The sequence below is a fragment of the Symbiopectobacterium purcellii genome (assembly GCF_052050035.1).
Classification (GTDB): domain Bacteria; phylum Pseudomonadota; class Gammaproteobacteria; order Enterobacterales; family Enterobacteriaceae; genus Symbiopectobacterium; species Symbiopectobacterium purcellii_A.
Genome location: NZ_CP189882.1, coordinates 597,389 through 621,481 on the forward strand (window position 1 = coordinate 597,389; position 24,093 = coordinate 621,481).

Genomic DNA, 24,093 nt, shown 5'->3' on the forward strand with positions numbered 1-24,093 from the left:
TACTGTACAAAAATACAGTAACAAAAAACGGTATGCAAGCGACATTAATCTGGCGTGAGCCCATCTCCTGAATCAGCAGGAATCAACATCACCAGTTTGAATTCCTCATGCAACGCCGGATGAAAAGTTTGCTGCTGATAAGCGATCTCCTGGCCTGTGGTGGCGTGATGAAAACGCCGCTCGCCACCTTCACGCGCCATCACCGCTTGTTGCGTCCAGCAGCGTTCGAACTCACGGCTATCCTGACACAATTGCATGATTAATTCACGCATCAGCTCATGGGAATAATGGCTCGATTCGGCACGAAATTCCGCCACCACACGGCGAGCACGCTCGGGCCAGTCCACCACCAGTTGCTTTGCCAGCGGATGAACAAACATGAAACGCAGCAGGTTAGGTTGAGGATCCTCACCTAACCAGCCCGCCTGTGCCTGCCCATTCCAATCCAGCACATTCCACATGCCGTCCAGCAGATAAGCCGGACAATCCATATATAGCCAAGCGACTTAATTTTGATTACACCATATGGACTGAGAACAAACTCTCTGTATCGCAACCCATCTCTCTTTTTTTGCTTTTTGCTTGTGCCCATTTATGCTCAATTGGGTTAAGATCTGGCGAATATGTAGGCAAATACTCCACCATATACCCTGCATCGATGATGACTTGTTGAATATTATGTTTTTTGTGAAAAGTGGCATTGTCCATCATGATTACACTGTTTTTAGGGAGTACTGGGATAAGGACTTGTGTGACCCAGGCATAGAAAACATCGCTGTTAATATTGATATCAAATAATCCGATAGCAAACAGCGTTGTGCCTAATAAAGCGCCGATAACATTTGTTCTTCCCCTAGCTCCCCAGTTCTTCAGGCCAAAACACCGTTGACCTTTTGGGGAATAGCCGTGAGTCCGTGGGGTATCGTGTGAAAAACCACTTTCATCAATAAAAACAATAGGTTTACCTTCTTTTTTCATACTGTTGTTTTTTTGTTGAAATCCCTGCCGGGCGTTTTCGTCGGCTTTCGGATGACGTAGAGTTTTTTTTATAGGTCAATCCCAGCTTTTTAAGCGCTTGCCAAATGGCCTTCTGACAAACGCCAAAACGCTCTGCACGTTCTTTTTGGTAAGCATCTGGATATTGTTCAACATCTTTTATCAACTCGGATTTATCGATCTTTCGCTGACGCGTGGTCGATGCTTTTGACTCTATTTGATTAATCCAACGCGATACAGAGGCAGGGCCAATCCGAAATTGCTTCGCTGTTTCTCGGATACTCAACCCTTCGTTTTTCCGTGTAGATATCACTTTACGTCTAAAATCAATTGAATAGCTCATTTAAATAATGTAATCAAAATTAAGTCGTTTAGCTATACCGTAACGCCGCCGTCACCTGTGTGTCCAAAGGCAAGGGCTCAGACTGTTTGTCCGGATCTTTAACATTCGCCAGGTTAAACAGATAATCGCGTGCGGCGGGTGCAAGCTGTAGCGCTTGTGCCAACCGCGACAGCGCGGCAGGAGAGACGGAGACCTCACGCCCCTGTTCTATCCAGGTGTACCAGGTGGTGCTGATACTGCTCAGCTGCGCTAACTCTTCACGGCGCAAACCGCTGGTACGTCGCCGTCCCGCTGCGGGTAGCCCGACTTTCTCCGGAGCAAGCATTTCACGCTGTGCACGCAAAAAAGCGCCCAATGCCTTTGGACCACTCAGTGAGCCATTACTCATGTTCTCTTGACCGTGTTGGTGAGCACTATGTTAGTGAGCACTATGTTGGTTAACGCGAATCGTGTTAATCAAACCAGCACTATTCTATACCAGTATAAATATTCATATTTTACCCGTATTAGGAGCTCTCTATAGTAACAATAACTCGGGTCATTCAGGTCGACGTAGCGCTGCGTGGCTTTGTTGAATAAATCAGAATTAGCCGACAGGATGACTCCCTCTGCTACACCTGTTATCCGATCCTGACGCTGTGTGGCATACCCAACAACGTCATACGATTCAGCGCTTTGACCATCGCCATGGCTTCACCCACCTGAGCATCGTAGTCACGCAGCCTCAGGTGGCCACCCAGCAAAGTTTTTATGCGGAACATCGCTGTTTCTGCCACTGAACGCCGGTGATAACCCACTTTCTTTTTCCACATATCATTACTCCCGCTCAGACGCTGATTCGCCACCGCATGGTTACGTTCATAGTACTTGTCCGGCCAGTATTTCGCTCCGCTTCGCGGCGGGATAAGGGGCCTGATTTTCTTTCTCAGCAACGCATCGTGGCAGTAACGGGCGTCATAAGCACCGTCTGCTGACACTTCCCTGATTTTCCGGTGGGTTTGGTTAATCAGGCCCGGCAGTGCCTGCGCATCTGTCGTTCCGCTGAGCGATAAGTCGGCACAGATAATCTCATGCGTCGCACTGTCTGCTGCCAGATGAAGCTTGCGCCACACTCTTCGTCTGGCAGCCCCATGCTGCCTGACTTTCCATTCACCTTCGCCAAAGACCTTCAGACCGGTACTGTCGATGACCAGATGCGAGATTTCACCACGCGTTGGCGTTTTTATGCTGATACTGACGGTTTTTGCGCGCCGACTGACCAGAGAGTAGTCCGGGCAGCGCAGTGGCAGGCTCATCAGTGTAAAAACCGAGTCGACAAAGCCCTGTAATGCCCGGAGCGACAGGTTAAACACGCGCTTTATCATCAAAACCGTGGTAACAGCCATATCGGTGTAGTAAAGCGGCCGACCACGACCTTCAGGCGAAGCACTGTCAGTCCATGCAGCGATGGCGGACTCATCAAGCCAGACCGTAAGGGAGCCGCGTTGTCTGAGTGCTTTGTTGTAGGTGGGCCAGTTGGTGATTTTAAACTTTTGCTTTGCCATGGGGAGCTGCTATCGGGAGCGATGATAGTGCTCTGATCCGGCGATCCCCTGAAAGTTCGATTTATTCAACAAAGCCGTGTTTTGCCCGCTCGTCAAATTCACTCTGCTGAGGAATTTTTTCGCGCCTTTCCTGGAGTTAAAGACGTCTTTATTGATGGGACAGAGCGACCTGTCCAAAAGCCTAAGAATCTGCGTCGGCGAAAGAAAATGTATTCGGGAAAGAAAAGACAGACCACTCGAAAAGGGCTTATTATGACTGACGAAACAAGGCAAATTGGATTTATCCCCATGAGCAAAAATGGGCGCCGTCACGATAAACGCTTACTCGATAAAGTCGATATAATTCGCCATATTCCTCCTGAGGTAACCATCTGGGCAGATACCGGTTTTCAAGGTATAGATAAACAGCATCCTAATACACAAATCCCAAAAAAAGGAACTCGAAAAAGACCTTTATCGCCTGAACAAAAACAAGAAAATAAAATAATCTCGGGCATCCGTATTACAGTTGAACAGAGTCTGTAAAGAATTTCGTGTAAATGGCTCCATCGCTTAACCGGAAATCCGATCTCCATACATCAACATGAATTGGCTCATAGCCGGTTTCCAGTCTCTGATTGGTAGGGTCCATTTAGCCGAGATATTATGCAAGGCTAGATAGAATAATTTTAGCACCGAGTCATCCGTTGGAAATATTCGTCGCGTTTTCGTTATAGCCAAGCGACATTATTTTGATAACAGCCAGCTATGCTTCTTTGCCGCATATCAGGGCATAGGATGTAATCATTTTTAAGTCGGTTGGCTATAACCAACAGCGCTTCGGTTGACGCCGGTGAGCGGTGTACATCCTGAATATTCTCTGGGAAGCCAGCACCGATGTTGAGCAGATTGGAGAGCCCATAGAGGGTCACCACGGCCTGAACATCCGAGGATTGATTGAGATAATCCCCTTTATCGAAGGTTTTTTCACCGTTGGTGACACCCAGCATTTGTGCCAGATATCCACCCGCAGAATCACCCAATACGCCGATACGCTGCGGATCAATGCCATATTCTGCGGCGTGTTCGCGCAGGTATAGACAACCGACTTAAAAATGATTACATCCTATGCCCTGATATGCGGCAAAGAAGCATAGCTGGCTGTTATCAAAATAATGTCGCTTGGCTATATCTTGCGCAATGAAGCATTTAACGACTCTATCGCGTTGGTGGTGTAGATAACCTTGCGGATCTCCGGCGGAAAATCAAAAATGACGATGAGACGTTCCCAATTATTTCTCCACGATGGGCTGATCGTCGGGAACTGCTCATCCCATTTGGCCGCGAAGGCATCCAGGGCCTCTTCAGCGCCCTCTAGCGTTGCGGAACTATAGATAGTGCGGAGGTCAGCAGCAACGGCTTTACGCTCTTTCCAGCCGACGTAGCGCAGCGAGTTCCGCACGGCTTTGTTGAGGCTTTGTTGAATAATTTAACCGTTTGATTTACATCTTCTTTAGTTAGAATACATTCTCTGTAAATGCATTCTATAGCTAAACGACTTAATTTTGATTACATTATTTAAATGAGCTATTCAATTGATTTTAGACGTAAAGTGATATCTACACGGAAAAACGAAGGGTTGAGTATCCGAGAAACAGCGAAGCAATTTCGGATTGGCCCTGCCTCTGTATCGCGTTGGATTAATCAAATAGAGTCAAAAGTATCGACCACGCGTCAGCGAAAGATCGATAAATCCGAGTTGATAAAAGATGTTGAACAATATCCAGATGCTTACCAAAAAGAACGTGCAGAGCGTTTTGGCGTTTGTCAGAAGGCCATTTGGCAAGCGCTTAAAAAGCTGGGATTGACCTATAAAAAAAACTCTACGTCATCCGAAAGCCGACGAAAACGCCCGGCAGGGATTTCAACAAAAAAAAACAACAGTATGAAAAAGAAGGTAAACCTATTGTTTTTATTGATGAAAGTGGTTTTTCACACGATGCCCCACGGACTCACGGCTATTCCCCAAAAGGTCAACGGTGTTTTGGCCTGAAGAACTGGGGAGCTAGGGGAAGAACAAATGTTATCGGCGCTTTATTAGGCACAACGCTGTTTGCTATCGGATTATTTGATATCAATATTAACAGCGATGTTTTCTATGCCTGGGTCACACAAGTCCTTATCCCAGTACTCCCTAAAAACAGTGTAATCATGATGGACAATGCCACTTTTCACAAAAAACATAATATTCAACAAGTCATCATCGATGCAGGGTATATGGTGGAGTATTTGCCTACATATTCGCCAGATCTTAACCCAATTGAGCATAAATGGGCACAAGCAAAAAGCAAAAAAAGAGAGATGGGTTGCGATACAGAGAGTTTGTTCTCAGTCCATATGGTGTAATCAAAATTAAGTCGCTTGGCTATAATAGCCAGCGCCGACGCCGTTAAAGGCGCGGGTGATCCTCTCGGTGATCGGGGCTAACTCCTGATTGAGCTCTTGAATACGCTCGGCATGGGGGAGGGTGGCAAAATGCGTGAACCTATCCCCCAATGCTTCATCCAACAGGTGGGTAATGGCAGAGAGTTTTTTCTCTTTCTCTTGCAGCAGTGCCGCCCTGCCCTCGGTTTCTACCACGTAGCCAATGGTGAGGGTGGGGATCGTGACCATGAACACCGCAATCATAATGAGCTGGTTGCGTAGACGGCGTGGGTACATACAGCTGAGGCCTTTACGTAGCCCACTGAAACGAGTGCTCATCGATCCTTTCCTCTCAGCTAAAAGAGGAATTATCCGGGCAATGGCCTTGGGTTTCTCGGAAGCGCTTCAAACTCCGCGCAGATACTGAGCAGGATAATGATACGTTCAGTGAGGTAATTCAGGTCGAGGGCGACGAATGGAAAACGCCCGACTGCGAGAGCAGCCCGGCGGGTTATCAGGCGACAGCCACGGATTTTTTGGTTGTGGGTTTAACCTGTGGTGTCTGAGCTGCCAGTGCCTCAGGTGCAAAATCATCCACATTGATGGCTCGCAATCGGCTCGCTTCGGCTCGGATCAAGATCTGCGCCTCTTCCGCTGTGATATCGCCTTCTGCCAAGGCTTGCTCTGCCAACTGTTCGAGTCGCATGAACGGCAGGGATTTACCCAACGCTTTCGACAGCCGCTGGTGGATTGGTTTGGCGGCCATCACATCCAGCAACGACTGTTCCAGCAGACCCACCGGATTGTGTTCGCTGGCCGTCAGGTATTGACCGCGTCCTAACCGGCTGCGCGTGGCGCTTGGCGTTTGCAGCAGCTTGGCGACTTGATGATCCAGACGATCGATCGGAGCCGGACTGACCTGACCCAGCGGGAATAGCGCGATGCGCATGATTGCCGCCACCGCACGGTTCGGGAAGTTGCGCAGCAGATCGTTTAAGGCCACTTCGGCCTGATGCAGACTATCTTGCACGCCACAGTGCACCAGCGGCAGATCGGCCTGCTGGCGCGCTTCTTCGTCAAAGCGTTTCAGCGTTGCCGAGGCGATATAAAGTTGGCTCAACACATCGCCCAGTCGAGCGGAGATACGTTGCACTGGTCAAGTAAATCAGGACACTTTTTTCTCAGCCATTTGTTCATAACGCACTGGAGACAGATCCCCGTTAGCGGCATGATGCCTGTGTAGGTTGTAGTAGCGGATATACGTCGCCACATCATGCTCCATGTAAGCCCGTGTTGGCTGGGGTACCAGCAGCAACCATTCATGTTTCAGACTGCCCCAGAAGCGCTCCATCACCGCATTATCCCAGCAGGCACCCACGTCTCCCATATTGCTCCTCAGCCTGTAGCTGCTCAGCAGCGCCTGAAAGCGTTGTCCCGTGTACTGCGCCCCCCTGTCCGTATGCACCACCAGGCCCGGCGGGGGAGTTCGCAGGTTATATGCCTTCATCAGGGCCCCGCAGACCAGCGATGAGGTCATCCGTCGGTCCACCTGCCAGCCCACTATCTGCCGGGAGTACAAATCCATAATAGCCGCCAGATACAGCCAGCCTTCACCGGTCTTCAGATACGTGATGTCACTCGCCCACACCTGATTTGGCCCCGGCGGGTTAAAATTCTGGTTCAGCAGGTTTGGGGCCACCTCTGCACCCGGGCGGGGTTTTGTCGTGACCTTATAAGTCCGGCGCTGTCGGCAGACCAGCCCCTCTTCCTGCATGAGTTTCCTCACCCGCCAGCGGCTGATTATGATGCCTTCTCCACGAAGCCTTTTGACCAGCGTCCGGCTTCCTGCTCCCTGCCTGCTGGCGGCGAACAGCGCCTTTAACCTGACCCGGACCTCCACGTCTTTTTGCAGCGGTTCGGCGGGCTTTTTTCGCCATGCATACCAGGCAGAGGCCGTCACACGCATGACCCGACAGAGTGTACGAACGCTGAAGTCAGTGGCATTGTCGAGAATGAACCGGTATCTCACCACATATGTTTCGCGAAGAAGGCACTCGCCTTTTTTAGTATCTCCTTCTCTGTACGTAACTCTTTGTTTTCCTTTTGTAACCGTTTTAACTCTGCACGTTCATCATCGCTGAGTACGCCGTTGCTTTGCTCGCGTGCCAGCGATACCCATGTATGCAGGGTTTTGTTGCTTATGCCCAGCGATGCTGCTGCCCTGGCTATCGTATAGCCGGCTTTGTTGAATAATTTAACATGCTGATTTACATAATTATTATAACACTTCAACAACTAAGTTTTCCAGCCGTAATGCTTTTTATTGTGCTAACTACTTGATTTGTCGTTCTAACAAAATACAGTCTCTGTACATGCATTCTACCTAAAGAAGATGTAAATCAAACGGTTAAATTATTCAACAAAGCCCGTATAGCCCTGCTCTGTTACCAGGGCAACGGCTTCCTTTTTAAACTCAGGGGTAAATTGTCGTTTATGGTTCACTAAACACCTCCGTTTTGGATGTAAGTTTAGTGTCCTGATTATTCAACCACTACACGTTCCCGACGTTTCAAGTCGCCGCCCAGCACTGCCATCGACACATCCGCCAGCAAAGCCAGGTTGGCACTGAGGCTATTCATCCGCTGATAGTAGTGACGGGTGGCATCTTTGGTCGGTGCATGACTCAAATGCCCATTGCTGAGCCCCAGCCACAGGCTACGAGCCAGATTGCTTCCGACATGCCCGATATGACCAAACAGTGCACGATCGAAGCTGTTCAGGTTATCGTCCTGTGCTGCCGCCATCTCTTTGAGGACGTAGGGATGGCAGCGAATCGCACCCTGGCCGAAGATAATCATGCTACGCGTCAGGATGTTAGCCCCTTCCACGGTAATCGCGATGGGGGAGCCTTGATAGCTGCGCGCCACGAAGTTGGAAGGGCCAAGACAGATACCTTTACCGCCGGTGATTTCCATGGCATCCAGCGCGGCGCGTTGGGCTCGATGGGTGCAATGATATTTCACGATAGCGGAGAGCACCGCCGGTTTGGCACCTTGCATAATGCCGACGGTCACCAGCGTCGCAGCAGTATCCATAACGTAGGTATTGCCTGCGATACGCGCCAGCGGCTCCTCAATCTCTTCCATTTTGCCGATGGAGATTTTGAACTGGCGGCGCAGGTGGGCATAAGCCCCAGTTGCCAGTGCAATGGACTTCATGCCCCCTGTCGAGTTGGACGGCAGCGTAATATCGCGCCCCACCGACAGACATTCCATCAGCATGCGCCAGCCCTGACCGGCCATTTTCGATCCGCCGATAATGTAATCGAGCGGTACGAAAATGTTTTCCACTTGCGTCGGGCCATTTTGGAACGGCACGTTAAGCGGGAAGTGACGACGACCAATCTGGACGCCGGGCGTGCTGGTCGGGATCAATGCACAGGTAATACCGATATCGTCTTCGTCACCCAGCAGGTGATCGGGATCGTGCAGCTTAAACGCTAACCCAAGCACGGTCGCAATCGGTGCCAGCGTGATGTAGCGTTTGTTCCAGGTTAAACGCATACCCAGCACCTGCTCGCCTTGCCATTCGCCGTAGCACACAATGCCGGTATCTGGGATCGATCCCGCATCGGAGCCAGCTTCCGGGCTGGTGAGTGCGAAGCAGGGAATCTCCTGACCGCGCGCCAGACGTGGCAGATAGTGATCTTTCTGATCTTCAGTACGGCTTTGTTGAATAATTTAACCGTTTGATTTACATCTTCTTTAGTTAGAATGCATTTACAGAGAATGTATTTTGTTAGAACGACAAATCAAATAGTTAGCACAATAAAAAGCATTCCGAGAGGAAAAATTAGTCGTTGAAATTTTATAATGCTTATATAAATCAGTATCTTAAATTATTCAACAAAGCCCTTCAGTACCGTAATGTTGCAGCAGTTCGCCAGGGCCGAGCGAATTAGGTACACCGACGGTAATCGCCAGAATGCTGGAGACGCCCGCCAGTTTTTGCAGTACCTGAGACTGCGCATAGGCAGAGAACTCCAGCCCGCCATAGTGCTTTTTGATGATCATGGCGAAGAAGCGGTGCTGCTTGAGGAACGCCCACAGCTCCGGCGGCAGATCGGCCAATTCGTGGGTTATCTGGAAATCATTTGCCATGCGGCATGCTTCTTCCACTGGGCCATTGAGAAATGCCTGCTTTTCTTCTGTCAATGTCGGCTGCGGGTAGTTATGCAGCATCTTCCAGTCCGGTGCACCGCGAAACAGTTCGCCTTCCCACCAGGTGGTTCCGGCGTTGATGGCCTCTTTCTCGGTGTTTGACATGGCGGGCATCACCTTCTTAAACACCCGCAGGGCCGGAGCCGACAGTGCCTTTTGGCGCAGCGCGGTCACCACCAATGGTGCCAACAGCACCAGCAGTGGCAACAACAACCAGTAGGACCACAGTCCACCAGCACCCATCAATGCGAAGTAGGCCACGAGCAACGAGGCGCTGAGCGGCAGATTCACCCAGTGATAAAACAGGGCTCCCACCATTATCAGCAAAACAAGAATACTGACTGAGACCATAGTTCGTCTCCAGAGTTGTCATCGGCCGTTAATCCGATCCGTTCACGTGCGCCTGCGCGCATCCCACTCAATCCTGTTATCATTACGGCAAACATCTGCTAAGAGGTCTGACCTGTATGTGTATAGTGTGTAGTGCATAGCGTATTTTTTATCAATTCATTTACAACGCAATTACAACTTAACTCACAAACTGGTGCGTTTTTACCCCGCCAGTGATAAATATCAGCAATTGTCTTGATTGGGGCATAGCATACTTCTCGCGGTTTCCACGATCCGTTACACTGCCAGCATTCCCTCTGCGCGCACCTTCGGTGCGATGAAGAGTTATCGCCTGTTACCGAACAAAACGAGAGGATCCTATGTATCAGGACTTAATCCGTAGTGAACTGAAAGAGGCTGCGGCTACGCTGGACGCTTTTCTGAGTGACGACGCGAACATTCAGTCGATCCAGAATGCGGCGGTGCTGCTGGCTGATGCGTTCAAGGCGGGCGGCAAAGTGATTTCCTGCGGCAATGGCGGTTCACACTGCGATGCGATGCATTTTGCCGAAGAATTGACCGGTCGTTATCGTGAGAACCGCCCTGGTTACCCGGCGATTGCTATCTCCGATCCCAGCCATCTCTCCTGCGTGAGCAATGACTTTGGCTACGATTTCGTGTTTTCTCGCTACGTAGAATCGCTGGGTCGTGAAGGGGATGTGCTGCTCGGGATTTCCACTTCGGGCAATTCCGGTAATATTATCAAGGCTATTGATGCCGCGCGTGCCAAAGGGATGAAGGTTATCACCCTGACCGGCAAAGACGGCGGCAAAATGGCAGACACGGCGGATGTTGAAATTCGTGTACCGCACTTCGGTTACGCTGACCGTATTCAGGAAGTGCACATCAAAGCGATTCATATCCTGATCCAGTTAGTTGAAAAAGAAATGGCAAAAGGGCAGTAACCTCGCCAGGTTGCTAGCAGTAGGGGGTAGGAGGGGGCATGTGTGAACTGCTTGGGATGAGCGCAAACGTTCCGACGTATATCTGTTTTAGCTTTACCGGGCTTATACAGCGCGGCGGCGGCACCGGGCCACACAAAGATGGCTGGGGCATTACCTTCTATGAAGGCAATGGTTGTCGCACGTTTAAAGATCCGTTGCCGAGTTTCAACTCTCCTATCGCCCACTTGGTGCAGGAGTATCCGATTAAATCCTGCGCCGTGGTGTCGCACATTCGTCAGGCGAATCGCGGTGCGGTCACGCTGGAAAACACCCACCCGTTTACCCGCGAACTGTGGGGGCGTAACTGGACGTTCGCGCATAACGGTCAGTTGAAGGGATATCGTGGTTTGAAAACCGGCCATTTTCGCCCCGTGGGACAAACGGACAGCGAGTACGCTTTCTGTTGGCTGCTCAATCAACTGGCGCAACGTTATCCACGCTCGCCCACCCGTTGGCCTGCGGTGTTCCGTTTTATCGCATCGCAAGCTGACGTGCTGAGAAGTAAAGGCGTGTTCAACATGCTGCTTTCTGACGGACGCTTTGTGATGGGGTACTGCTCCACCAAGCTGTACTGGATCACGCGGCGTGCGCCATTTGGCAAGGCAACGTTATTGGATCAGGATGTGGAAATCGATTTTCAGCAGCAAACGACACCCAACGATGTGGTGACCGTGCTGGCGACGCAGCCGCTGACGGGGAATGAAACCTGGCATCAAATTATGCCAGGTGAGTTCGTGTTATTTTGTTTGGGTGAACGCATAGCGTGATGGTTTTTCACTGCTGATAACGGATGGGTTAACCACATACTGTTCGTTATTTACCGTGATTAACGGTGGTTGATAATTCTGGTTGAAATACGCATAGCCCGGCTGAAGTTGACGCCAGAAACTGTTATACGTGGAATTACGGTGGCGCTGCATGTTGGTTTCCGTCATACGGAAAGGATATATCGCCAAATCAATTTTGGTTTGCCCATTACGCAACGCTGCTTCGGCATAACGGTAAATTTCGTCGATATAGTTGTTGGTCATGGCATAACAGCCAACAGAGACGCATTCACCGTGAATCATCAAATAGCGACCAGAATAACCCTGCGCCCGGTCGTATTCATTAGGAAAACCAATGTTGATCGCTTTGTAGTAGTGGCTATCGGGTTTTAACTGCCGCAGATCAACCTGATAAAAGCCTTCCGGACTTTTCAGATCGCCCTCGACACGTTTGGGCCCTAATCCGCCGGAATATTTGCAGATGGGGTAGTGGTCCAGCAGGCGATATTCATTTCCTACCTTGGCGTACAGTTCCAGTATCCGCTCTTCTTTGAAGATCTGAATATAGATCGGTGAACCTAATAATTGTTGTTTTAATTCTTTAGCTATGGGAGCCGGTTCACTGGCGACACTGGTAACAACGACGGATGGCAAAAAAAACAACATCGCAATAGACAGCGCGATTTTTTGCATTATTAATCCTGATGGTAAAAGCTGTGTGACAAACGATAGCCGCTGCCCTGCTCATCTTTTATGAGACAGGCGCAGCCACATTATCATTGCGTTTATTTTTATCAAGCGAGAAAAGCAGCAAAACGGCATTTTTACGTTAAGAAAACGGTGACACTGCTTTTTCTCTGCGTTTCTACAAGCGTATTGACAGGAAAAAACATTGTCACCTGATGTCAGCCCTATTTATGAGAGTTGCGCTTCAATGGTCATGATATCCGTACTGAATGAGCCATCGGCCTGAATCGCAAAATAGTCGATGACCTCTGCGGACAAGGTTTTTTGCAGCGCCAGAATGGCGGTGGAGAAATGTGGCGGTGTACGCATACGGGCAATCCAGCTGCTGAACTCCAGCGGTAGCTTGTCTGCCTGAAGCTGACGTATGGCAAAACCGGACTCGGTCAGCAGCGTCATCTACTCACCCGGTGCGTAGTTACGCACATGTGAAGTGTCGCGCAGCATTTCCACCGTTTGCAGGTAGATATCCAGCACCGGATGGCCTGGCGAAACCACATCCATCAGAATCACCGTGCCTCCCGGCTTTAACACGCGCTGGATTTCACGTAATGCCCGCCCGACGTCGTGCCAGTGATGTGCCGAATAGCGGCTAATGATCACGTCGGCGCTGGCGTTGGCAAAGGGCAGAGACTCCGCAGGAGCATTTTGGGTGTGGATTGGCTTTGTTGAATAATTTAAGATACTGATTTATATAAGCATTATAAAATTTCAACGACTAATTTTTCCTCTCGGAATGCTTTTTATTGTGCTAACTATTTGATTTGTCGTTCTAATAAAATACATTCTCTGTAAATGCATTCTAACTAAAGAAGATGTAAATCAAACGGTTAAATTATTCAACAAAGCCGTGTGGATTTTGTTCAGCCCCCTCTGCTGGGCTGTCTGCGCCACGACGCCGAGCATCTCCGTTGAGAGATCGTAAGCCGTTACGCGGGCGACGTGCTGCGCGGCAACAAAGCTGGCATGGCCTGCGCCACACCCCACATCGATGATGTGCGCATCGGGAAACGCGGCAAGGCGCTCTGCCAACCAGGTGAGATCTTTGCCTTGTGCGTGTACCGCGCTGTTTAAATAGTGCTGCGCCTGTGCGCCAAATTGTTCAACGACGTGCTGATGGTGATTCGGTGTAGTTTTCATTATTGCTCTCATGCTGTTGATGGAGGTAAGACGCAGCGCGGCTTTGTTGAATAAATCGAACTTTCAGGGGATCGCGGGATCAAAGCACTATCATCGCTCCCGATATAGCCAAGCGACTTAATTTTGATTACACCATATGGACTGAGAACAAACTCTCTGTATCGCAACCCATCTCTCTTTTTTTGCTTTTTGCTTGTGCCCATTTATGCTCAATTGGGTTAAGATCTGGCGAATATGTAGGCAAATACTCCACCATATACCCTGCATCGATGATGACTTGTTGAATATTATGTTTTTTGTGAAAAGTGGCATTGTCCATCATGATTACACTGTTTTTAGGGAGTACTGGGATAAGGACTTGTGTGACCCAGGCATAGAAAACATCGCTGTTAATATTGATATCAAATAATCCGATAGCAAACAGCGTTGTGCCTAATAAAGCGCCGATAACATTTGTTCTTCCCCTAGCTCCCCAGTTCTTCAGGCCAAAACACCGTTGACCTTTTGGGGAATAGCCGTGAGTCCGTGGGGCATCGTGTGAAAAACCACTTTCATCAATAAAAACAATAGGTTTACCTTCTTTTTCATACTGTTGTTTTTTTTGTTGAAATCCCTGCCGGGCGTTTTCGTCGGCTTTCGGATGACGTAGAGTTTTTTTTATAGGTCAATCCCAGCTTTTTAAGCGCTTGCCAAATGGCCTTCTGACAAACGCCAAAACGCTCTGCACGTTCTTTTTGGTAAGCATCTGGATATTGTTCAACATCTTTTATCAACTCGGATTTATCGATCTTTCGCTGACGCGTGGTCGATGCTTTTGACTCTATTTGATTAATCCAACGCGATACAGAGGCAGGGCCAATCCGAAATTGCTTCGCTGTTTCTCGGATACTCAACCCTTCGTTTTTCCGTGTAGATATCACTTTACGTCTAAAATCAATTGAATAGCTCATTTAAATAATGTAATCAAAATTAAGTCGTTTAGCTATATCATATGGGCATTACCGCAGAAAACGTCGCCAAAAAACTAGTTGCTGAATAGAGACTTGCATTTTTTGTCAGGCTATTGAGAATAAAAAGAGGTTTAACTTAGAGAATAAAGGTTTGAAATGATCAACAAAGAGCGGTTGTTACGAGATAATCGTTTATGTAAAGCAATCATTGGATTATCAGTCGAAGAATTGAAAAATTTAGCCGCTGAATTTTCAGCTTGTTATTTGATTTATCGGAAAAAGAATCGAAAAGATCACGAGCGGCAGATGGGTGCAGGGCAGAAAGGATTTATCCCAACCCCATTAGATAAACTGCTTTTTATTTTATTGTATTTAAAATGTTATCCGACCTATGATTTGCAAGGACTTCTTTTTGGTTTAGATAGAACACGGGTATGTCGCTGGGTAAAAATATTATTGCCGATTTTAGAGATGACCTTGGGGCGAGAATGTGTTTTGCCCGCTCGTCAAATTCGCTCTGCTGAGGAATTTTTTCGCGCCTTTCCTGGAGTTAAAGACGTCTTTATTGATGGGACAGAGCGACCTGTCCAAAAGCCTAAGAATCTGCGTCGGCGAAAGAAAATGTATTCGGGAAAGAAAAGACAGACCACTCGAAAAGGGCTTATTATGACTGACGAAACAAGGCAAATTGGATTTATCCCCATGAGCAAAAATGGGCGCCGTCACGATAAACGCTTACTCGATAAAGTCGATATAATTCGCCATATTCCTCCTGAGGTAACCATCTGGGCAGATACCGGTTTTCAAGGTATAGATAAACAGCATCCTAATACACAAATCCCAAAAAAAGGAACTCGAAAAAGACCTTTATCGCCTGAACAAAAACAAGAAAATAAAATAATCTCGGGCATCCGTATTACAGTTGAACACGCCATCGCGGGTATCAAGCGCCTCGGTTGCATGACCCAAATTTTACGGAATCGTAGACCCTTTATTGATGATACCTTCTTACTCCTTAGCGCCGGTCTTTGGAATTTCCATCTCAGAACAGCGTAAAATTTACTTCAATCACCGAAACACCCTTATTTCACTATTAAGCAACACGCTTAAAGCCTATGACATCAGCCGCGCCATGCAGGATGAAGCGGCACTCATCTCCCAACAAAGGGCGGCGGCGATTCAGTCCGGCGCATTCGATGCCGAAATCATCCCCCTCACCGTCAAGCTGCGCAAAAAAGAGGTTGTGTTCCAAACCGATGAGTTTCCCAAAGCGGACTCTACGCTGGAAGGGCTGGCAGCACTGCGTCCGGCCTTTGACAAAGCGGGCACTGTGACCGCCGGGAATGCCTCAGGCATCAACGACGGTGCCGCCGCGCTGGTGATAATGGAAGAAGACGCCGCGCGGGCTGCTGGGTTGACCCCACTGGTGCGTATCCGCGGTTTGCCAGCGGCGGCGTAGCCCCCGCGCTGATGGGCATGGGACCCGTACCCGCCACGCAAAAAGTCCTGCAACAGACAGGATTGCAGATTGACGATTTTGATCTGATCGAAGCCAACGAAGCCTTTGCTGCCCAATTCCTGGCGGTCGGCAACACGCTGAAATTCGATCGGGAAAAAGTTAACGTCAACGGCGGAGCGATGGCGCTCGGCCACCCGATCGGAGCCAGCGGTGCGCGCATTCTGGTGACGCTGCTACATGCGCTGCGGGCGCGTGATAAAACGCTGGGGTTAGCAACGCTGTGCATCGGTGGCGGCCAGGGCGTGGCTCTGGCCATTGAACGTCTTGACTGATTTTATGTTGTCACATCAGGGATAACGCAGCGGTAAACCGGCGGCAGTCTTTGCGTCGGTTTACCGCCTGTGCATGTGCGTTATGCCCCGTTCTGCAGCACCCGCGCCAACAGCGCAGCGACATCAGGAATATCACTCGCGGTCAGAATCAACGTTTTACCCAACTCAATGGCGTGACGCTGGCAGGCGTGGCGCGCCTGCGGCTCCGCGATGTTTGCCAAATCGGCAACGTGCGAGAAGCCTATCGCGCGCCGAATCAACTCCGTACCGGCGTAGCCAAGGGTGTCCTGCCACACGTGTTTGAGGAACTGCTCCGCGTACCCTGATTCCACCAGCGCCGGATCGCGGCCGTACACCTCAATCAACGCGCTAAAACGTACGAAAAAGGCGTGCCACAACGCGGTGATATCCTGTAAACGGTTATCGCGCGCAGCGGCGGCGTCTCGAGGGGCCAGCAGCCCAGGCAGACCACAGAAATTCAGTAGCAGGTTACCCAGCACGGTTCCGATATCAAACCCGATGGGCCCATAGAAACCGAATTCTGCATCAATCACTTTCAGCGTCGTTGGCCCGACAAAAATCGAACCGCTGTGAATGTCCCCGTGCAACAGTGCCTCTGCGTTCGCCAGAAAACGGTGCTTGAGCGCCGCCACGGCGCACTTCAGTGCAGCGTCACGCCACAGCGCTTCCACCGTTGGGCGCAACTCAGTATCAAAGCGGTTACGCTCATGGTCGCGGTAGGGATCGGTAAAAAACAGATCTTCGGTGATTTGGCACAATTCAGGGTTGATAAAACGTGAAACCGCCGCTTTTTTCTCATGGGGATGCTGATAAAAATCAGAAGTGTGGAACAGCGCCTGCGCCAGATACTCCCCTACCTGCGCTGCCGCCTGCGGATAGGTCTGGCCATCAACCAGTTCGCGCCGCCAGATATGCAGATGAGAAAGATCCTCCTGCACCATCACCGCCAACGCCGCATCATGATGCAGCACCTTGACCGTGTGCTGCGGACAATATTGTGCATGCACCAGCAGGGTTTCCGCTTCAATGCGCGCTCTGTCGAGGGTTAACGGCCAGGATTACCCAACGCAGCGCACATAAGGCAACGCCTGTTTCACAATGACACGGCTCACGCCCTGCGTATCGCGGATTTTAAACACCAGATTGAGGTTGCCATCACCAATTTCATCGGCGGCCACCAGCGTCTGCGGATCCGGCACCGCACCAAATTGACGGGCATATTCAACGGCATCTGCCGCGCTAAAGGTACGATACAGGGACATCACCACCTCTTCTTATGACTCGACTATCAATTAATTCGCTATCCGTCGTCCGGTTTTAGACATAAAAGCGTTTGGACGTCTATACTTCTGTTTTCCATATTGGCAGAATAAGAAAATCAACGCAATACGCAACAGGAATTTAACGACCCATGCAGAGCTTTAACACACTGAGTCTTAAGGTGACGAATAACCAACTTTGGATCCTCGACCAACAGGCTTTACCCCAGGAAACGGTGTGGCACCCCAGCCCGGATGTGGCGGCGCTGATTGAGCATATTCGTACTCTGCGGGTGCGCGGTGCACCGCTGATCGGGCTTTCCGCCAGCGTGCTGTTATAGCCAAGCGACATTATTTTGATAACAGCCAGCTATGCTTCTTTGCCGCATATCAGGGCATAGGATGTAATCATTTTTAAGTCGGTTGGCTATATCAATGGGTCGGATTTCGGTTTTGGTTTCTCGCCCCTTCAGGGTTTGCATCGCGATGACCACCACCAAAATGCCTAACGGCACGTTGATAAAGAAGATCCAACCCCAGTGATAATTATCACTGATCCAGCCGCCGAGAATCGGACCACAAATGGGTGCCACTACCACTGTCATCGACCATAGCGCGAGTGCAATACTGCGTCGGGCGTGTAGTTGCTAAGTAACAAGCTTTGCGACAGGGGGATCAACGGACCTGCCACGATCCCCTGAAGCACACGGGCGAAAATCAGCATTTCCAGGCTGGTGGACACGCCGCACAGCCATGAGGTGAAAGCAAACAATCCCGTTGACCATAAAAACAGGCGCACCTCACCAATACGTTTGGCAAGCCAACCGGTAATCGGAATGGAAATCGCATTGGCTACCCCGAATGACGTGATAACCCAAGTGCCCTGAGAGTTTGAGGCTCCCAGGTTACCGGCAATGGTGGGGATGGCCACGTTGGCGATGGTAGAATCCAGCACCTGCATAAAGGTCGCCAATGACAGCGCGACGGTCATCCAGGCCAGGGCCGAGCCTTCAAGCGGTTTTCTCTGCACGCTCATCTCCCGCGAGGTTATTCCGCATTAGCTCGAATGATGGTGTCGATCAGGGTATTGACCGGGGCCAGATCCAGCGTTAACGCATCGCTTTGGTATGCCGGTGCGCTGCGCGGTGCATCGGAAAGCACTTTTCCGTCTACATTGGCCGTATCGACTTTCACCAGCGTGGAAAGGCCAATACGCAACGGGTGTTCCGCCAATTGCTGCGCATCCAGCTCAACACGCACGGGTAAACGCTGCACGACCTTGATCCAGTTACCGGTAGCATTCTGCGCCGCTAACAGGGAGAACGCGCTGCCTGTCCCCATGTCGAGGCCGACGACCTTGCCCTGGTACACCACATCGTCACCGTAGATATCGCTGACTACCGTGACGGGTTGGCCGATACGCATATTGGCAAGCTGCGTTTCCTTAAAGTTGGCATCCACCCACAAATGGTGGGCGGGTACCACGGCCATCAGCGCAGAAGCGGGGGTGATACGTGCACCCACCTGTACGCTGCGACGAGAAATATAGCCATCCACCGGACTGACAATACGGGTTCTTTGCAGTGCTAACCAAGCATCACGCAGATCGGTCGCGGCCTGTTGCACGCCGGGTTGTTGCTCAAGCGGCGTGTCGAGGATCATGGCGCGATTGGCCAGATATTGCTGCTTGGCGACTTCCAGTGAGGCACGCGCGCTGGCGACGGCATCACGGGAGTGTTGCACATCTTCACGGCCGATGGCATTTACATTGCCCAACGCTTCACGGCGCGCAAGGTCGCCCGTGGCTTTATTGAGCTCCGTTTGATACAGATCGATGTTGGCCTGATATTGTTTGCTGTTGATCATCAACTGGTGCGTCTGGCGCACGCTGTTGGCCAGCGCGGTCTGCGCACGTTCGAAAGCCAGTTGCGCATCGGTCGCATCCAGTTCGACCAGAACCGCCCCCTGCTTGACGAAATCGGTGTTGTCCACGTTAACGCGGGTGACGCTGCCGCTCACCTGGGACATCAATTGCACCTGATTGCCTGCCACATAATCATCGTCAGTTTCCTGATGGTGCCTGAGCACCTGATACCAGTAAACGAACCAGATGCAGCCAGCCAGTAAAAACAGTATGGTCAACAGGGTAAGTACCCGTTTGCGATGGTATTTTTTATTCTTAGTAGGAGCCTACGGCGTTGGGTTTTCCACGCTTGAACTCATGGTGTTTATATGAACGCATCCCGTTTGCAAAGCATTCGTGGTGTTGACATTGACGGTAGGTTGCAGCTCTATATTCGGCCTTGTTGCAGCCGCTGCTGCGGGCCTCGATGAGATTCGCTGACTCACACCTCATTCTCCTGGCGAGCTTTAAGCTCAACACACCATTCAGGTTTAGTGAGTCACGGTCTTACCTGTCGTTGTCATCACTACGGCTGCCCTAGCAACCTTTCAGCATTCACCCTTCTATTAAAAGAGTTAATGTTTTGCCAGTATCTGTCGTTCAGAACGGCCTGACACTGACGTGTTTTTTGTCGTAAGTTCGGCTATATGCCACCAGGGCCCACACCGTGCGCGCTATCTTGTTAGCCATCCCCACCACCGCAACGCTGGTTGTCCGTCTTTTCAGCAGCTCCGTAACCCACGGGTTCGGCTCTTTCGCCAGCAGCGTCGCAGCCCTGGCTCCGTGGATAAACAGCGTCCGCAGATAAGCATCGCCGCGTTTACTGATGCCCAGAAGCCTCACTTTGCCGCCGGTGCCTGTTTGCTTTGGCACCAAGCCGATGTAGGCTGCGAACTCCCGTCCTGATCGGAAGGCTCCCGCATCTCCCATGATGGTAACTGCTGCGGTGGCAACCAGTGGGCCAACACCTGGAATGTCCATAATCCGCCGACAGACCTCATTCTGTTTCGCCCAAGTGGCAAGCTGTTTTTCGATACCCTCTATCTGCATATCCAGGTCATTGAGGCGCCGATGCTGGTCTTCAAACTGGTAGATCAGGAACGGTGGCAGTTTTTCCTTAAGTCGCTCAAGCACCTCTGGCATCGCCTTGTCCAGTGACGCCCGGCCTTTACGCACAGTTTCGCCGAACTCCAACAGCAATACGTGCAGCGCGTTGATTTGCGCGGTGCGGAACTTCACTAACTGGCGGCGCATTTTGTGCAGCGACAGTACTGCCTGCTGTTCCTCAGTTTTGACGGCAACGGCTTTAGCTGGCTGCTGGACCGCCATCCAGATAGCACGGGCATCCATCACGTCATTTTTATTGCCCATCACGAAGGCCTTGACGAATTTGCCCTGGAGTAGTCTGACCTTATGCCCCAGTTTTTCCAGCTCCCGCGCCCAGTACTGGGAACCGCCGCAAGCTTCCATGCCAATCAGGCAAGGCTCCCGATTGCTGAAGTATTCCAGCAGCGCGTCGCGCTTTATCTGTTTATCGATGACTTCATCGGTATGTTCATTAATGAAGTGAACCTGCATCAGATGTTTTGCGATATCGACGCCAACAGGGGTATATTTCATGTCGTGGATCCTCCAGTTATCAGGGAGCTTTATGCATCCCGTGTTGGGCACAATGATGCCGTAAGTCTGCGAGGATCCACACCTTACCTGCCGAACCCTTCGCTGTTCTCAAATGTGTGGGATGCGTTCATCTCATTCTCCTCTGCTTCAAATGTCATTTTTTCGTTATTTTTTATAGGAATACGGCGGATAACGATGGCCGATTCTTACACATGCACTGCGAGGCAGAGAAGCGGCCAATGCAGCCTTTACCCATGATGCAACTTATCGCTCCGGCTGCCGTGAGGCAGCGGAACGTGGTCCGTTTAATGAACGGTCATGATACTATAGCCAACCGACTTAAAAATGATTACATCCTATGCCCTGATATGCGGCAAAGAAGCATAGCTGGCTGTTATCAAAATAATGTCGCTTGGCTATAACGGGTATTGATCTAAAAACACCAGGCATCTGGCAAACACGCCAGCGCGTGTGAAGATGTATTTAAGGTAAGACAGTATTGTTATTATCGGTCTGACGAGATCATGGATTATCGATCTTGTCCATCTCGTCCAGTCGCACCAGCAATTTACGCATCAGTACTTCCAACTGCTTCTGCTCATCTTTTTCCAATGCTGACCAGAGGAAATGCAAACTCTGGTGCTGCGGTGGCAACAGACGATCGAGAAACGCTTTGCCTTCATCGGTCATATGCAGGTGTAAGCAGCGACGATCGCTATCGCTTTCACGGCGTTCAATCCAACCGCGCTTTTCTAACTCATCGGCAATGCGGGTGGCATTGGTCCGCGAAGAGCCCAGTGCGGCGCTCAATTCTGATGGTTGAATGCTACGTGATTCCTGAGATTCCAGCGTAATCAGTGCCATAAACAACGTTTCGTTGATGCCCTGTTCCCGCAAAATCTTGTTGCGGTGCTCCAGAATCTTGTTCTGCATATGCATGCACAGACGCACCAGCAAGATTTCCTGTTGAGGAAACTCTGGATTGCTCGATGCGCGCAGATTGATCATTTGTTCGATGGGGGAGAAGGAACTGTTTTTATCGAACTCAGGTTTTTTGTCACGCGCGCCACTTTCAGTGAGCCCGCGCTTATGTACAGATGGACTATCCATTTTTTATGTGAACCTCATTAATCACGATCTAAAGTTACTAATCGGCTAAACGATATTTAGTCGCATTGTGTCGTCGACTTTGTGACAGAACGTAAGTGACCTTGTGTTAGCTAACGTGAACCACTAATAACGCACTGCTAACACAATGATATTAAATAATTCCCAATGAAAGGTATTTAAAAGCAATACGGCTTTGTTGAATAATTTAAGATACTGATTTATATAAGCATTATAAAATTTCAACGACTAATTTTTCCTCTCGGAATGCTTTTTATTGTGCTAACTATTTGATTTGTCGTTCTAACAAAATACATTCTCTGTAAATGCATTCTAACTAAAGAAGATGTAAATCAAACGGTTAAATTATTCAACAAAGCCAAGCAATACCGTAACAAAACGCGCCCAACAATGTGGAGATGACAATGCTGCGTGTCCGGTAGAAACAGAGCGTGAGAGTCAGGCAACCGATGAGTGTGGGCAACAACTTGTTAGTATGCTGTTGAATCTCAGGGACGCTGGAAACGATAAGCGTGTTGCTTAATAGTGAAATAAGGGTGTTTCGGTGATTGAAGTAAATTTTACGCTGTTCTGAGATGGAAATTCCAAAGACCGGCGCTAAGGAGTAAGAAGGTATCATCAATAAAGGGTCTACGATTCCGTAAAATTTGGGTCATGCAACCGAGGCGCTGAGTCTGTAAAGAATTTTGTGTAAATGGCTCCATTGCTTAACCGGAGATTCGTTCTCCATACATCAACATGAATTGGCTCATAGCAGGTTTCCAGTCTCTGATTGGCAAGGTCCATTTAGCAGAGATATTATGCAAGGCTAGATAGAGTAATTTTATCACCGAGTCATCCGTTGGAAATATTCGTCGCGTTTTCGTTATCTTGCGCAATGAAGCATTTAACGACTCTATTGCGTTGGTGGTGTAGATAACCTTGCGGATCTCCGGCGGAAAGTCAAAAATGACGATGAGACGTTCCCAATTATTTCTCCACGACGGGCTGATCGTCGGGAACTGCTCATCCCATTTGGCCGCGAAGGCATCCAGGGCCTCTTCAGCGCCCTCTAGCGTTGCGGAACTATAGATGGTGCGCAGGTCAGCAGCAACGGCCTTACGCTCTTTCCAGCCGACGTAGCGCAGCGAGTTCCGCACCTGATGCACAATGCAGAGCTGTACCCGCGTATGCGGGTAAACAGCTTCAATGGCATCAGGAAAGCCTTTCAGGCCATCGCAGCAGGCGACGAAGATGTCCTTTAGCCCACGATTTTTCAGTTCTGTCATCACAGATAACCAGAACTTGGCCCCCTCAGTTTTGGCTATCCATAGCCCCAGCAGCTCTTTTTCGCCCTGGCCGTTGACGCCGAGGGCCAGATAAACAGACTTGTTGGCCACGGCTCCGCCGTCCTGGCTTTTGACAACAATACAGTCAAGGTAAACAATGGGATAAAGCGCATCCAGCGGCCGTTGCTGCCAGCGCTTAACTTCATCCATCACAGCATTGGTCACTTGAGAAATGAAGCCAGCGGAAACATCGACCCCGTAGACTTCTTTAAAGTGTGCCTGAATATCACGGGTTGATAACCCTCTGGAATAGAGAGAAATAATGCGGTCATCGAAGCCGTTAAGCTGTTTTTCGTGCTTACCGATCAGTGTCGGCTCGAAGGTACTGTTGCGGTCGCGCGGAATATCGAGCTCGATCTCCCCATTTTGGCTACGTACGCTCTTGGATGTCTTGCCATTGCGTGAGTTGCCTGAATGATTACCAGCCGGGTCATGCTTAGCATACCCAAGGTGCATCTCCATCTCAGCTTCAAGAACCCGTTCCGCCAGTCTTTTAGTCAGCACCTTGAGTAGGCCTGATTCACCCAGCAGATCCTGAGGGGAGTGACAATCTTGAAGCAGTTGGTCAATAAGTTCGTTGCTGATAGGCATTTTGTTATCCT

Annotated in this window: 20 protein-coding genes and 15 pseudogenes; 9 read left to right on the forward strand and 26 right to left on the reverse strand. The window is 49.9% G+C overall.

Annotation, left to right across the window (positions count from 1 at the left end):
* Nucleotides 1–44: 44 nt before the first annotated feature.
* From ACQGXV_RS05165 to ACQGXV_RS05185, 5 genes and pseudogenes are all read right to left on the reverse strand, one after another.
* Nucleotides 45–491, reverse strand: a complete 447-nt coding sequence (locus ACQGXV_RS05165; RefSeq protein WP_440865523.1) for an MmyB family transcriptional regulator — start codon at nucleotides 489–491, stop codon at nucleotides 45–47.
* Between the two features lie 25 nt (nucleotides 492–516).
* Nucleotides 517–1,050 carry an IS630 family transposase gene (locus ACQGXV_RS05170; protein WP_440867266.1) on the reverse strand — a complete coding sequence of 178 codons (534 nt, stop codon included), beginning with the start codon at nucleotides 1,048–1,050 and terminating at the stop codon, nucleotides 517–519.
* The gene (locus ACQGXV_RS05175) at nucleotides 962–1,339 is read right to left on the reverse strand and encodes an IS630 transposase-related protein (protein WP_440865524.1); all 378 of its coding nucleotides are present in this window, start codon (nucleotides 1,337–1,339) and stop codon (nucleotides 962–964) included. The genes ACQGXV_RS05170 and ACQGXV_RS05175 overlap by 89 nt, the downstream gene beginning before the upstream one ends.
* Nucleotides 1,340–1,418: 79 nt before the next feature.
* Nucleotides 1,419–1,727, reverse strand: a pseudogene (locus tag ACQGXV_RS05180) (helix-turn-helix domain-containing protein); the annotation flags it as partial.
* Nucleotides 1,728–1,959: 232 nt separating this feature from the next.
* Nucleotides 1,960–2,883, reverse strand: coding sequence for an IS5 family transposase (locus ACQGXV_RS05185; RefSeq protein WP_440865525.1), 924 nt, complete (start codon nucleotides 2,881–2,883; stop codon nucleotides 1,960–1,962).
* Nucleotides 2,884–2,964: 81 nt separating this feature from the next.
* Here ACQGXV_RS05185 and ACQGXV_RS05190 point away from each other — a divergent pair, with 81 nt between their 5' ends.
* Nucleotides 2,965–3,408 carry a transposase family protein gene (locus ACQGXV_RS05190; RefSeq protein ID WP_440865527.1) on the forward strand — a complete coding sequence of 148 codons (444 nt, stop codon included), beginning with the start codon at nucleotides 2,965–2,967 and terminating at the stop codon, nucleotides 3,406–3,408.
* Between the two features lie 27 nt (nucleotides 3,409–3,435).
* On the opposite strand, the pseudogene ACQGXV_RS05195 reads toward ACQGXV_RS05190, so the two are convergent.
* Nucleotides 3,436–3,597, reverse strand: a pseudogene (locus ACQGXV_RS05195) (IS256 family transposase); the annotation flags it as partial.
* A gap of 92 nt (nucleotides 3,598–3,689) precedes the next feature.
* A pseudogene (locus ACQGXV_RS05200) lies at nucleotides 3,690–3,959 on the reverse strand (alpha/beta hydrolase fold domain-containing protein); the annotation flags it as partial.
* On the opposite strand from ACQGXV_RS05200, the gene ACQGXV_RS05205 reads away from it, so the two are divergent.
* A complete protein-coding gene (locus ACQGXV_RS05205; protein WP_440865529.1) occupies nucleotides 3,875–4,066 on the forward strand; it encodes a hypothetical protein in 192 nt (63 codons plus the stop codon). The pseudogene ACQGXV_RS05200 and the gene ACQGXV_RS05205 sit on opposite strands and share 85 nt — an antisense overlap.
* Here ACQGXV_RS05205 and ACQGXV_RS05210 read toward each other — a convergent pair.
* Nucleotides 4,052–4,324: pseudogene (locus tag ACQGXV_RS05210) on the reverse strand (transposase); the annotation flags it as partial. The gene ACQGXV_RS05205 and the pseudogene ACQGXV_RS05210 sit on opposite strands and share 15 nt — an antisense overlap.
* A gap of 120 nt (nucleotides 4,325–4,444) precedes the next feature.
* Here ACQGXV_RS05210 and ACQGXV_RS05215 point away from each other — a divergent pair.
* The gene (locus ACQGXV_RS05215) at nucleotides 4,445–4,915 is read left to right on the forward strand and encodes an IS630 transposase-related protein (protein WP_440865531.1); all 471 of its coding nucleotides are present in this window, start codon (nucleotides 4,445–4,447) and stop codon (nucleotides 4,913–4,915) included.
* The gene (locus ACQGXV_RS05220; protein WP_440867233.1) at nucleotides 4,837–5,268 is read left to right on the forward strand and encodes an IS630 family transposase; all 432 of its coding nucleotides are present in this window, start codon (nucleotides 4,837–4,839) and stop codon (nucleotides 5,266–5,268) included. Before ACQGXV_RS05215 ends, ACQGXV_RS05220 begins: the two co-directional genes overlap by 79 nt.
* 15 nt (nucleotides 5,269–5,283) lie before the next feature.
* On the opposite strand, the pseudogene ACQGXV_RS05225 reads toward ACQGXV_RS05220, so the two are convergent.
* The 5 genes and pseudogenes from ACQGXV_RS05225 to ACQGXV_RS05245 all read right to left on the reverse strand — a co-directional run.
* Nucleotides 5,284–5,583: pseudogene (locus ACQGXV_RS05225) on the reverse strand (two-component system sensor histidine kinase AtoS); the annotation flags it as partial.
* A 217-nt stretch (nucleotides 5,584–5,800) separates the two neighbouring features.
* Nucleotides 5,801–6,436 (reverse strand): annotated as a pseudogene (locus ACQGXV_RS05230) (acyl-CoA dehydrogenase domain-containing protein); the annotation flags it as partial.
* A gap of 15 nt (nucleotides 6,437–6,451) precedes the next feature.
* Nucleotides 6,452–7,581 (reverse strand): IS3 family transposase gene (locus ACQGXV_RS05235; RefSeq protein WP_440865532.1). Its coding sequence is split into 2 segments (ribosomal slippage): nucleotides 6,452–7,353 and nucleotides 7,353–7,581, totalling 1,131 coding nucleotides; the frame shifts between segments, so codons are not numbered across the junction.
* A gap of 257 nt (nucleotides 7,582–7,838) precedes the next feature.
* Nucleotides 7,839–9,008, reverse strand: a pseudogene (locus ACQGXV_RS05240) (acyl-CoA dehydrogenase); the annotation flags it as partial.
* Between the two features lie 198 nt (nucleotides 9,009–9,206).
* Nucleotides 9,207–9,857, reverse strand: a pseudogene (locus ACQGXV_RS05245) (acyl-CoA dehydrogenase family protein); the annotation flags it as partial.
* Nucleotides 9,858–10,216: 359 nt separating this feature from the next.
* Between ACQGXV_RS05245 and lpcA the strand changes: the two are divergent.
* Both lpcA and ACQGXV_RS05255 read left to right on the forward strand, forming a co-directional pair.
* Nucleotides 10,217–10,801, forward strand: coding sequence for a D-sedoheptulose 7-phosphate isomerase (gene lpcA, locus ACQGXV_RS05250; protein WP_440865533.1), 585 nt, complete (start codon nucleotides 10,217–10,219; stop codon nucleotides 10,799–10,801).
* 38 nt (nucleotides 10,802–10,839) lie between these two features.
* Nucleotides 10,840–11,607 carry a class II glutamine amidotransferase gene (locus ACQGXV_RS05255; RefSeq protein WP_440865534.1) on the forward strand — a complete coding sequence of 256 codons (768 nt, stop codon included), beginning with the start codon at nucleotides 10,840–10,842 and terminating at the stop codon, nucleotides 11,605–11,607.
* Here the strand turns inward: ACQGXV_RS05255 and dpaA are convergent.
* The 5 genes and pseudogenes from dpaA to ACQGXV_RS05280 all read right to left on the reverse strand — a co-directional run bounded on the left by dpaA (nucleotide 11,578) and on the right by ACQGXV_RS05280 (nucleotide 14,441).
* Nucleotides 11,578–12,300: a peptidoglycan meso-diaminopimelic acid protein amidase gene (gene dpaA, locus ACQGXV_RS05260; protein WP_440865536.1), complete on the reverse strand. Its 723-nt coding sequence runs from the start codon at nucleotides 12,298–12,300 to the stop codon at nucleotides 11,578–11,580. The genes ACQGXV_RS05255 and dpaA overlap by 30 nt on opposite strands.
* 222 nt (nucleotides 12,301–12,522) lie before the next feature.
* Nucleotides 12,523–13,005 (reverse strand): annotated as a pseudogene (locus ACQGXV_RS05265) (class I SAM-dependent methyltransferase); the annotation flags it as partial.
* A 168-nt stretch (nucleotides 13,006–13,173) separates the two neighbouring features.
* Nucleotides 13,174–13,491, reverse strand: a complete 318-nt coding sequence (locus tag ACQGXV_RS05270) for a class I SAM-dependent methyltransferase (RefSeq protein ID WP_440865537.1) — start codon at nucleotides 13,489–13,491, stop codon at nucleotides 13,174–13,176.
* Nucleotides 13,492–13,618: 127 nt separating this feature from the next.
* Entirely contained in the window at nucleotides 13,619–14,152 is a 534-nt protein-coding gene (locus tag ACQGXV_RS05275) for an IS630 family transposase (RefSeq protein ID WP_440862665.1), read from the reverse strand.
* Entirely contained in the window at nucleotides 14,076–14,441 is a 366-nt protein-coding gene (locus ACQGXV_RS05280; RefSeq protein ID WP_440862584.1) for an IS630 transposase-related protein, read from the reverse strand. The genes ACQGXV_RS05275 and ACQGXV_RS05280 overlap by 77 nt, the downstream gene beginning before the upstream one ends.
* Nucleotides 14,442–14,597: 156 nt before the next feature.
* Between ACQGXV_RS05280 and ACQGXV_RS05285 the strand changes: the two genes are divergently transcribed.
* The gene (locus tag ACQGXV_RS05285) at nucleotides 14,598–15,497 is read left to right on the forward strand and encodes a transposase family protein (protein ID WP_440865539.1); all 900 of its coding nucleotides are present in this window, start codon (nucleotides 14,598–14,600) and stop codon (nucleotides 15,495–15,497) included.
* 43 nt (nucleotides 15,498–15,540) lie between these two features.
* A pseudogene (locus ACQGXV_RS05290) lies at nucleotides 15,541–16,232 on the forward strand (thiolase family protein); the annotation flags it as partial.
* 80 nt (nucleotides 16,233–16,312) lie between these two features.
* Here ACQGXV_RS05290 and mtnK read toward each other — a convergent pair.
* Nucleotides 16,313–17,515: pseudogene (gene mtnK, locus ACQGXV_RS05295) on the reverse strand (S-methyl-5-thioribose kinase).
* 149 nt (nucleotides 17,516–17,664) lie between these two features.
* On the opposite strand from mtnK, the pseudogene ACQGXV_RS05300 reads away from it, so the two are divergent.
* Nucleotides 17,665–17,850: pseudogene (locus tag ACQGXV_RS05300) on the forward strand (S-methyl-5-thioribose-1-phosphate isomerase); the annotation flags it as partial.
* A gap of 93 nt (nucleotides 17,851–17,943) precedes the next feature.
* On the opposite strand, the pseudogene ACQGXV_RS05305 reads toward ACQGXV_RS05300, so the two are convergent.
* The 7 genes and pseudogenes from ACQGXV_RS05305 to ACQGXV_RS05335 form a co-directional block, all read right to left on the reverse strand.
* Nucleotides 17,944–18,548, reverse strand: a pseudogene (locus ACQGXV_RS05305) (DHA2 family efflux MFS transporter permease subunit); the annotation flags it as partial.
* Nucleotides 18,549–18,559: 11 nt separating this feature from the next.
* Nucleotides 18,560–19,735: pseudogene (gene emrA / locus ACQGXV_RS05310) on the reverse strand (multidrug efflux MFS transporter periplasmic adaptor subunit EmrA).
* Between the two features lie 280 nt (nucleotides 19,736–20,015).
* On the reverse strand, nucleotides 20,016–21,035 hold the full coding sequence (locus ACQGXV_RS05315; protein ID WP_440865540.1) for an IS110 family transposase: 1,020 nt from the start codon (nucleotides 21,033–21,035) through the stop codon (nucleotides 20,016–20,018).
* A gap of 522 nt (nucleotides 21,036–21,557) precedes the next feature.
* The gene (gene mprA / locus ACQGXV_RS05320; protein ID WP_440865542.1) at nucleotides 21,558–22,145 is read right to left on the reverse strand and encodes a transcriptional repressor MprA; all 588 of its coding nucleotides are present in this window, start codon (nucleotides 22,143–22,145) and stop codon (nucleotides 21,558–21,560) included.
* Nucleotides 22,146–22,512: 367 nt separating this feature from the next.
* A pseudogene (locus tag ACQGXV_RS05325) lies at nucleotides 22,513–22,677 on the reverse strand (AzlD domain-containing protein); the annotation flags it as partial.
* Nucleotides 22,678–22,723: 46 nt separating this feature from the next.
* The gene (locus ACQGXV_RS05330; RefSeq protein WP_440865544.1) at nucleotides 22,724–22,867 is read right to left on the reverse strand and encodes a hypothetical protein; all 144 of its coding nucleotides are present in this window, start codon (nucleotides 22,865–22,867) and stop codon (nucleotides 22,724–22,726) included.
* 3 nt (nucleotides 22,868–22,870) lie between these two features.
* Nucleotides 22,871–24,082, reverse strand: coding sequence for an IS256 family transposase (locus ACQGXV_RS05335; RefSeq protein ID WP_440862551.1), 1,212 nt, complete (start codon nucleotides 24,080–24,082; stop codon nucleotides 22,871–22,873).
* Nucleotides 24,083–24,093 lie beyond the last annotated feature (11 nt).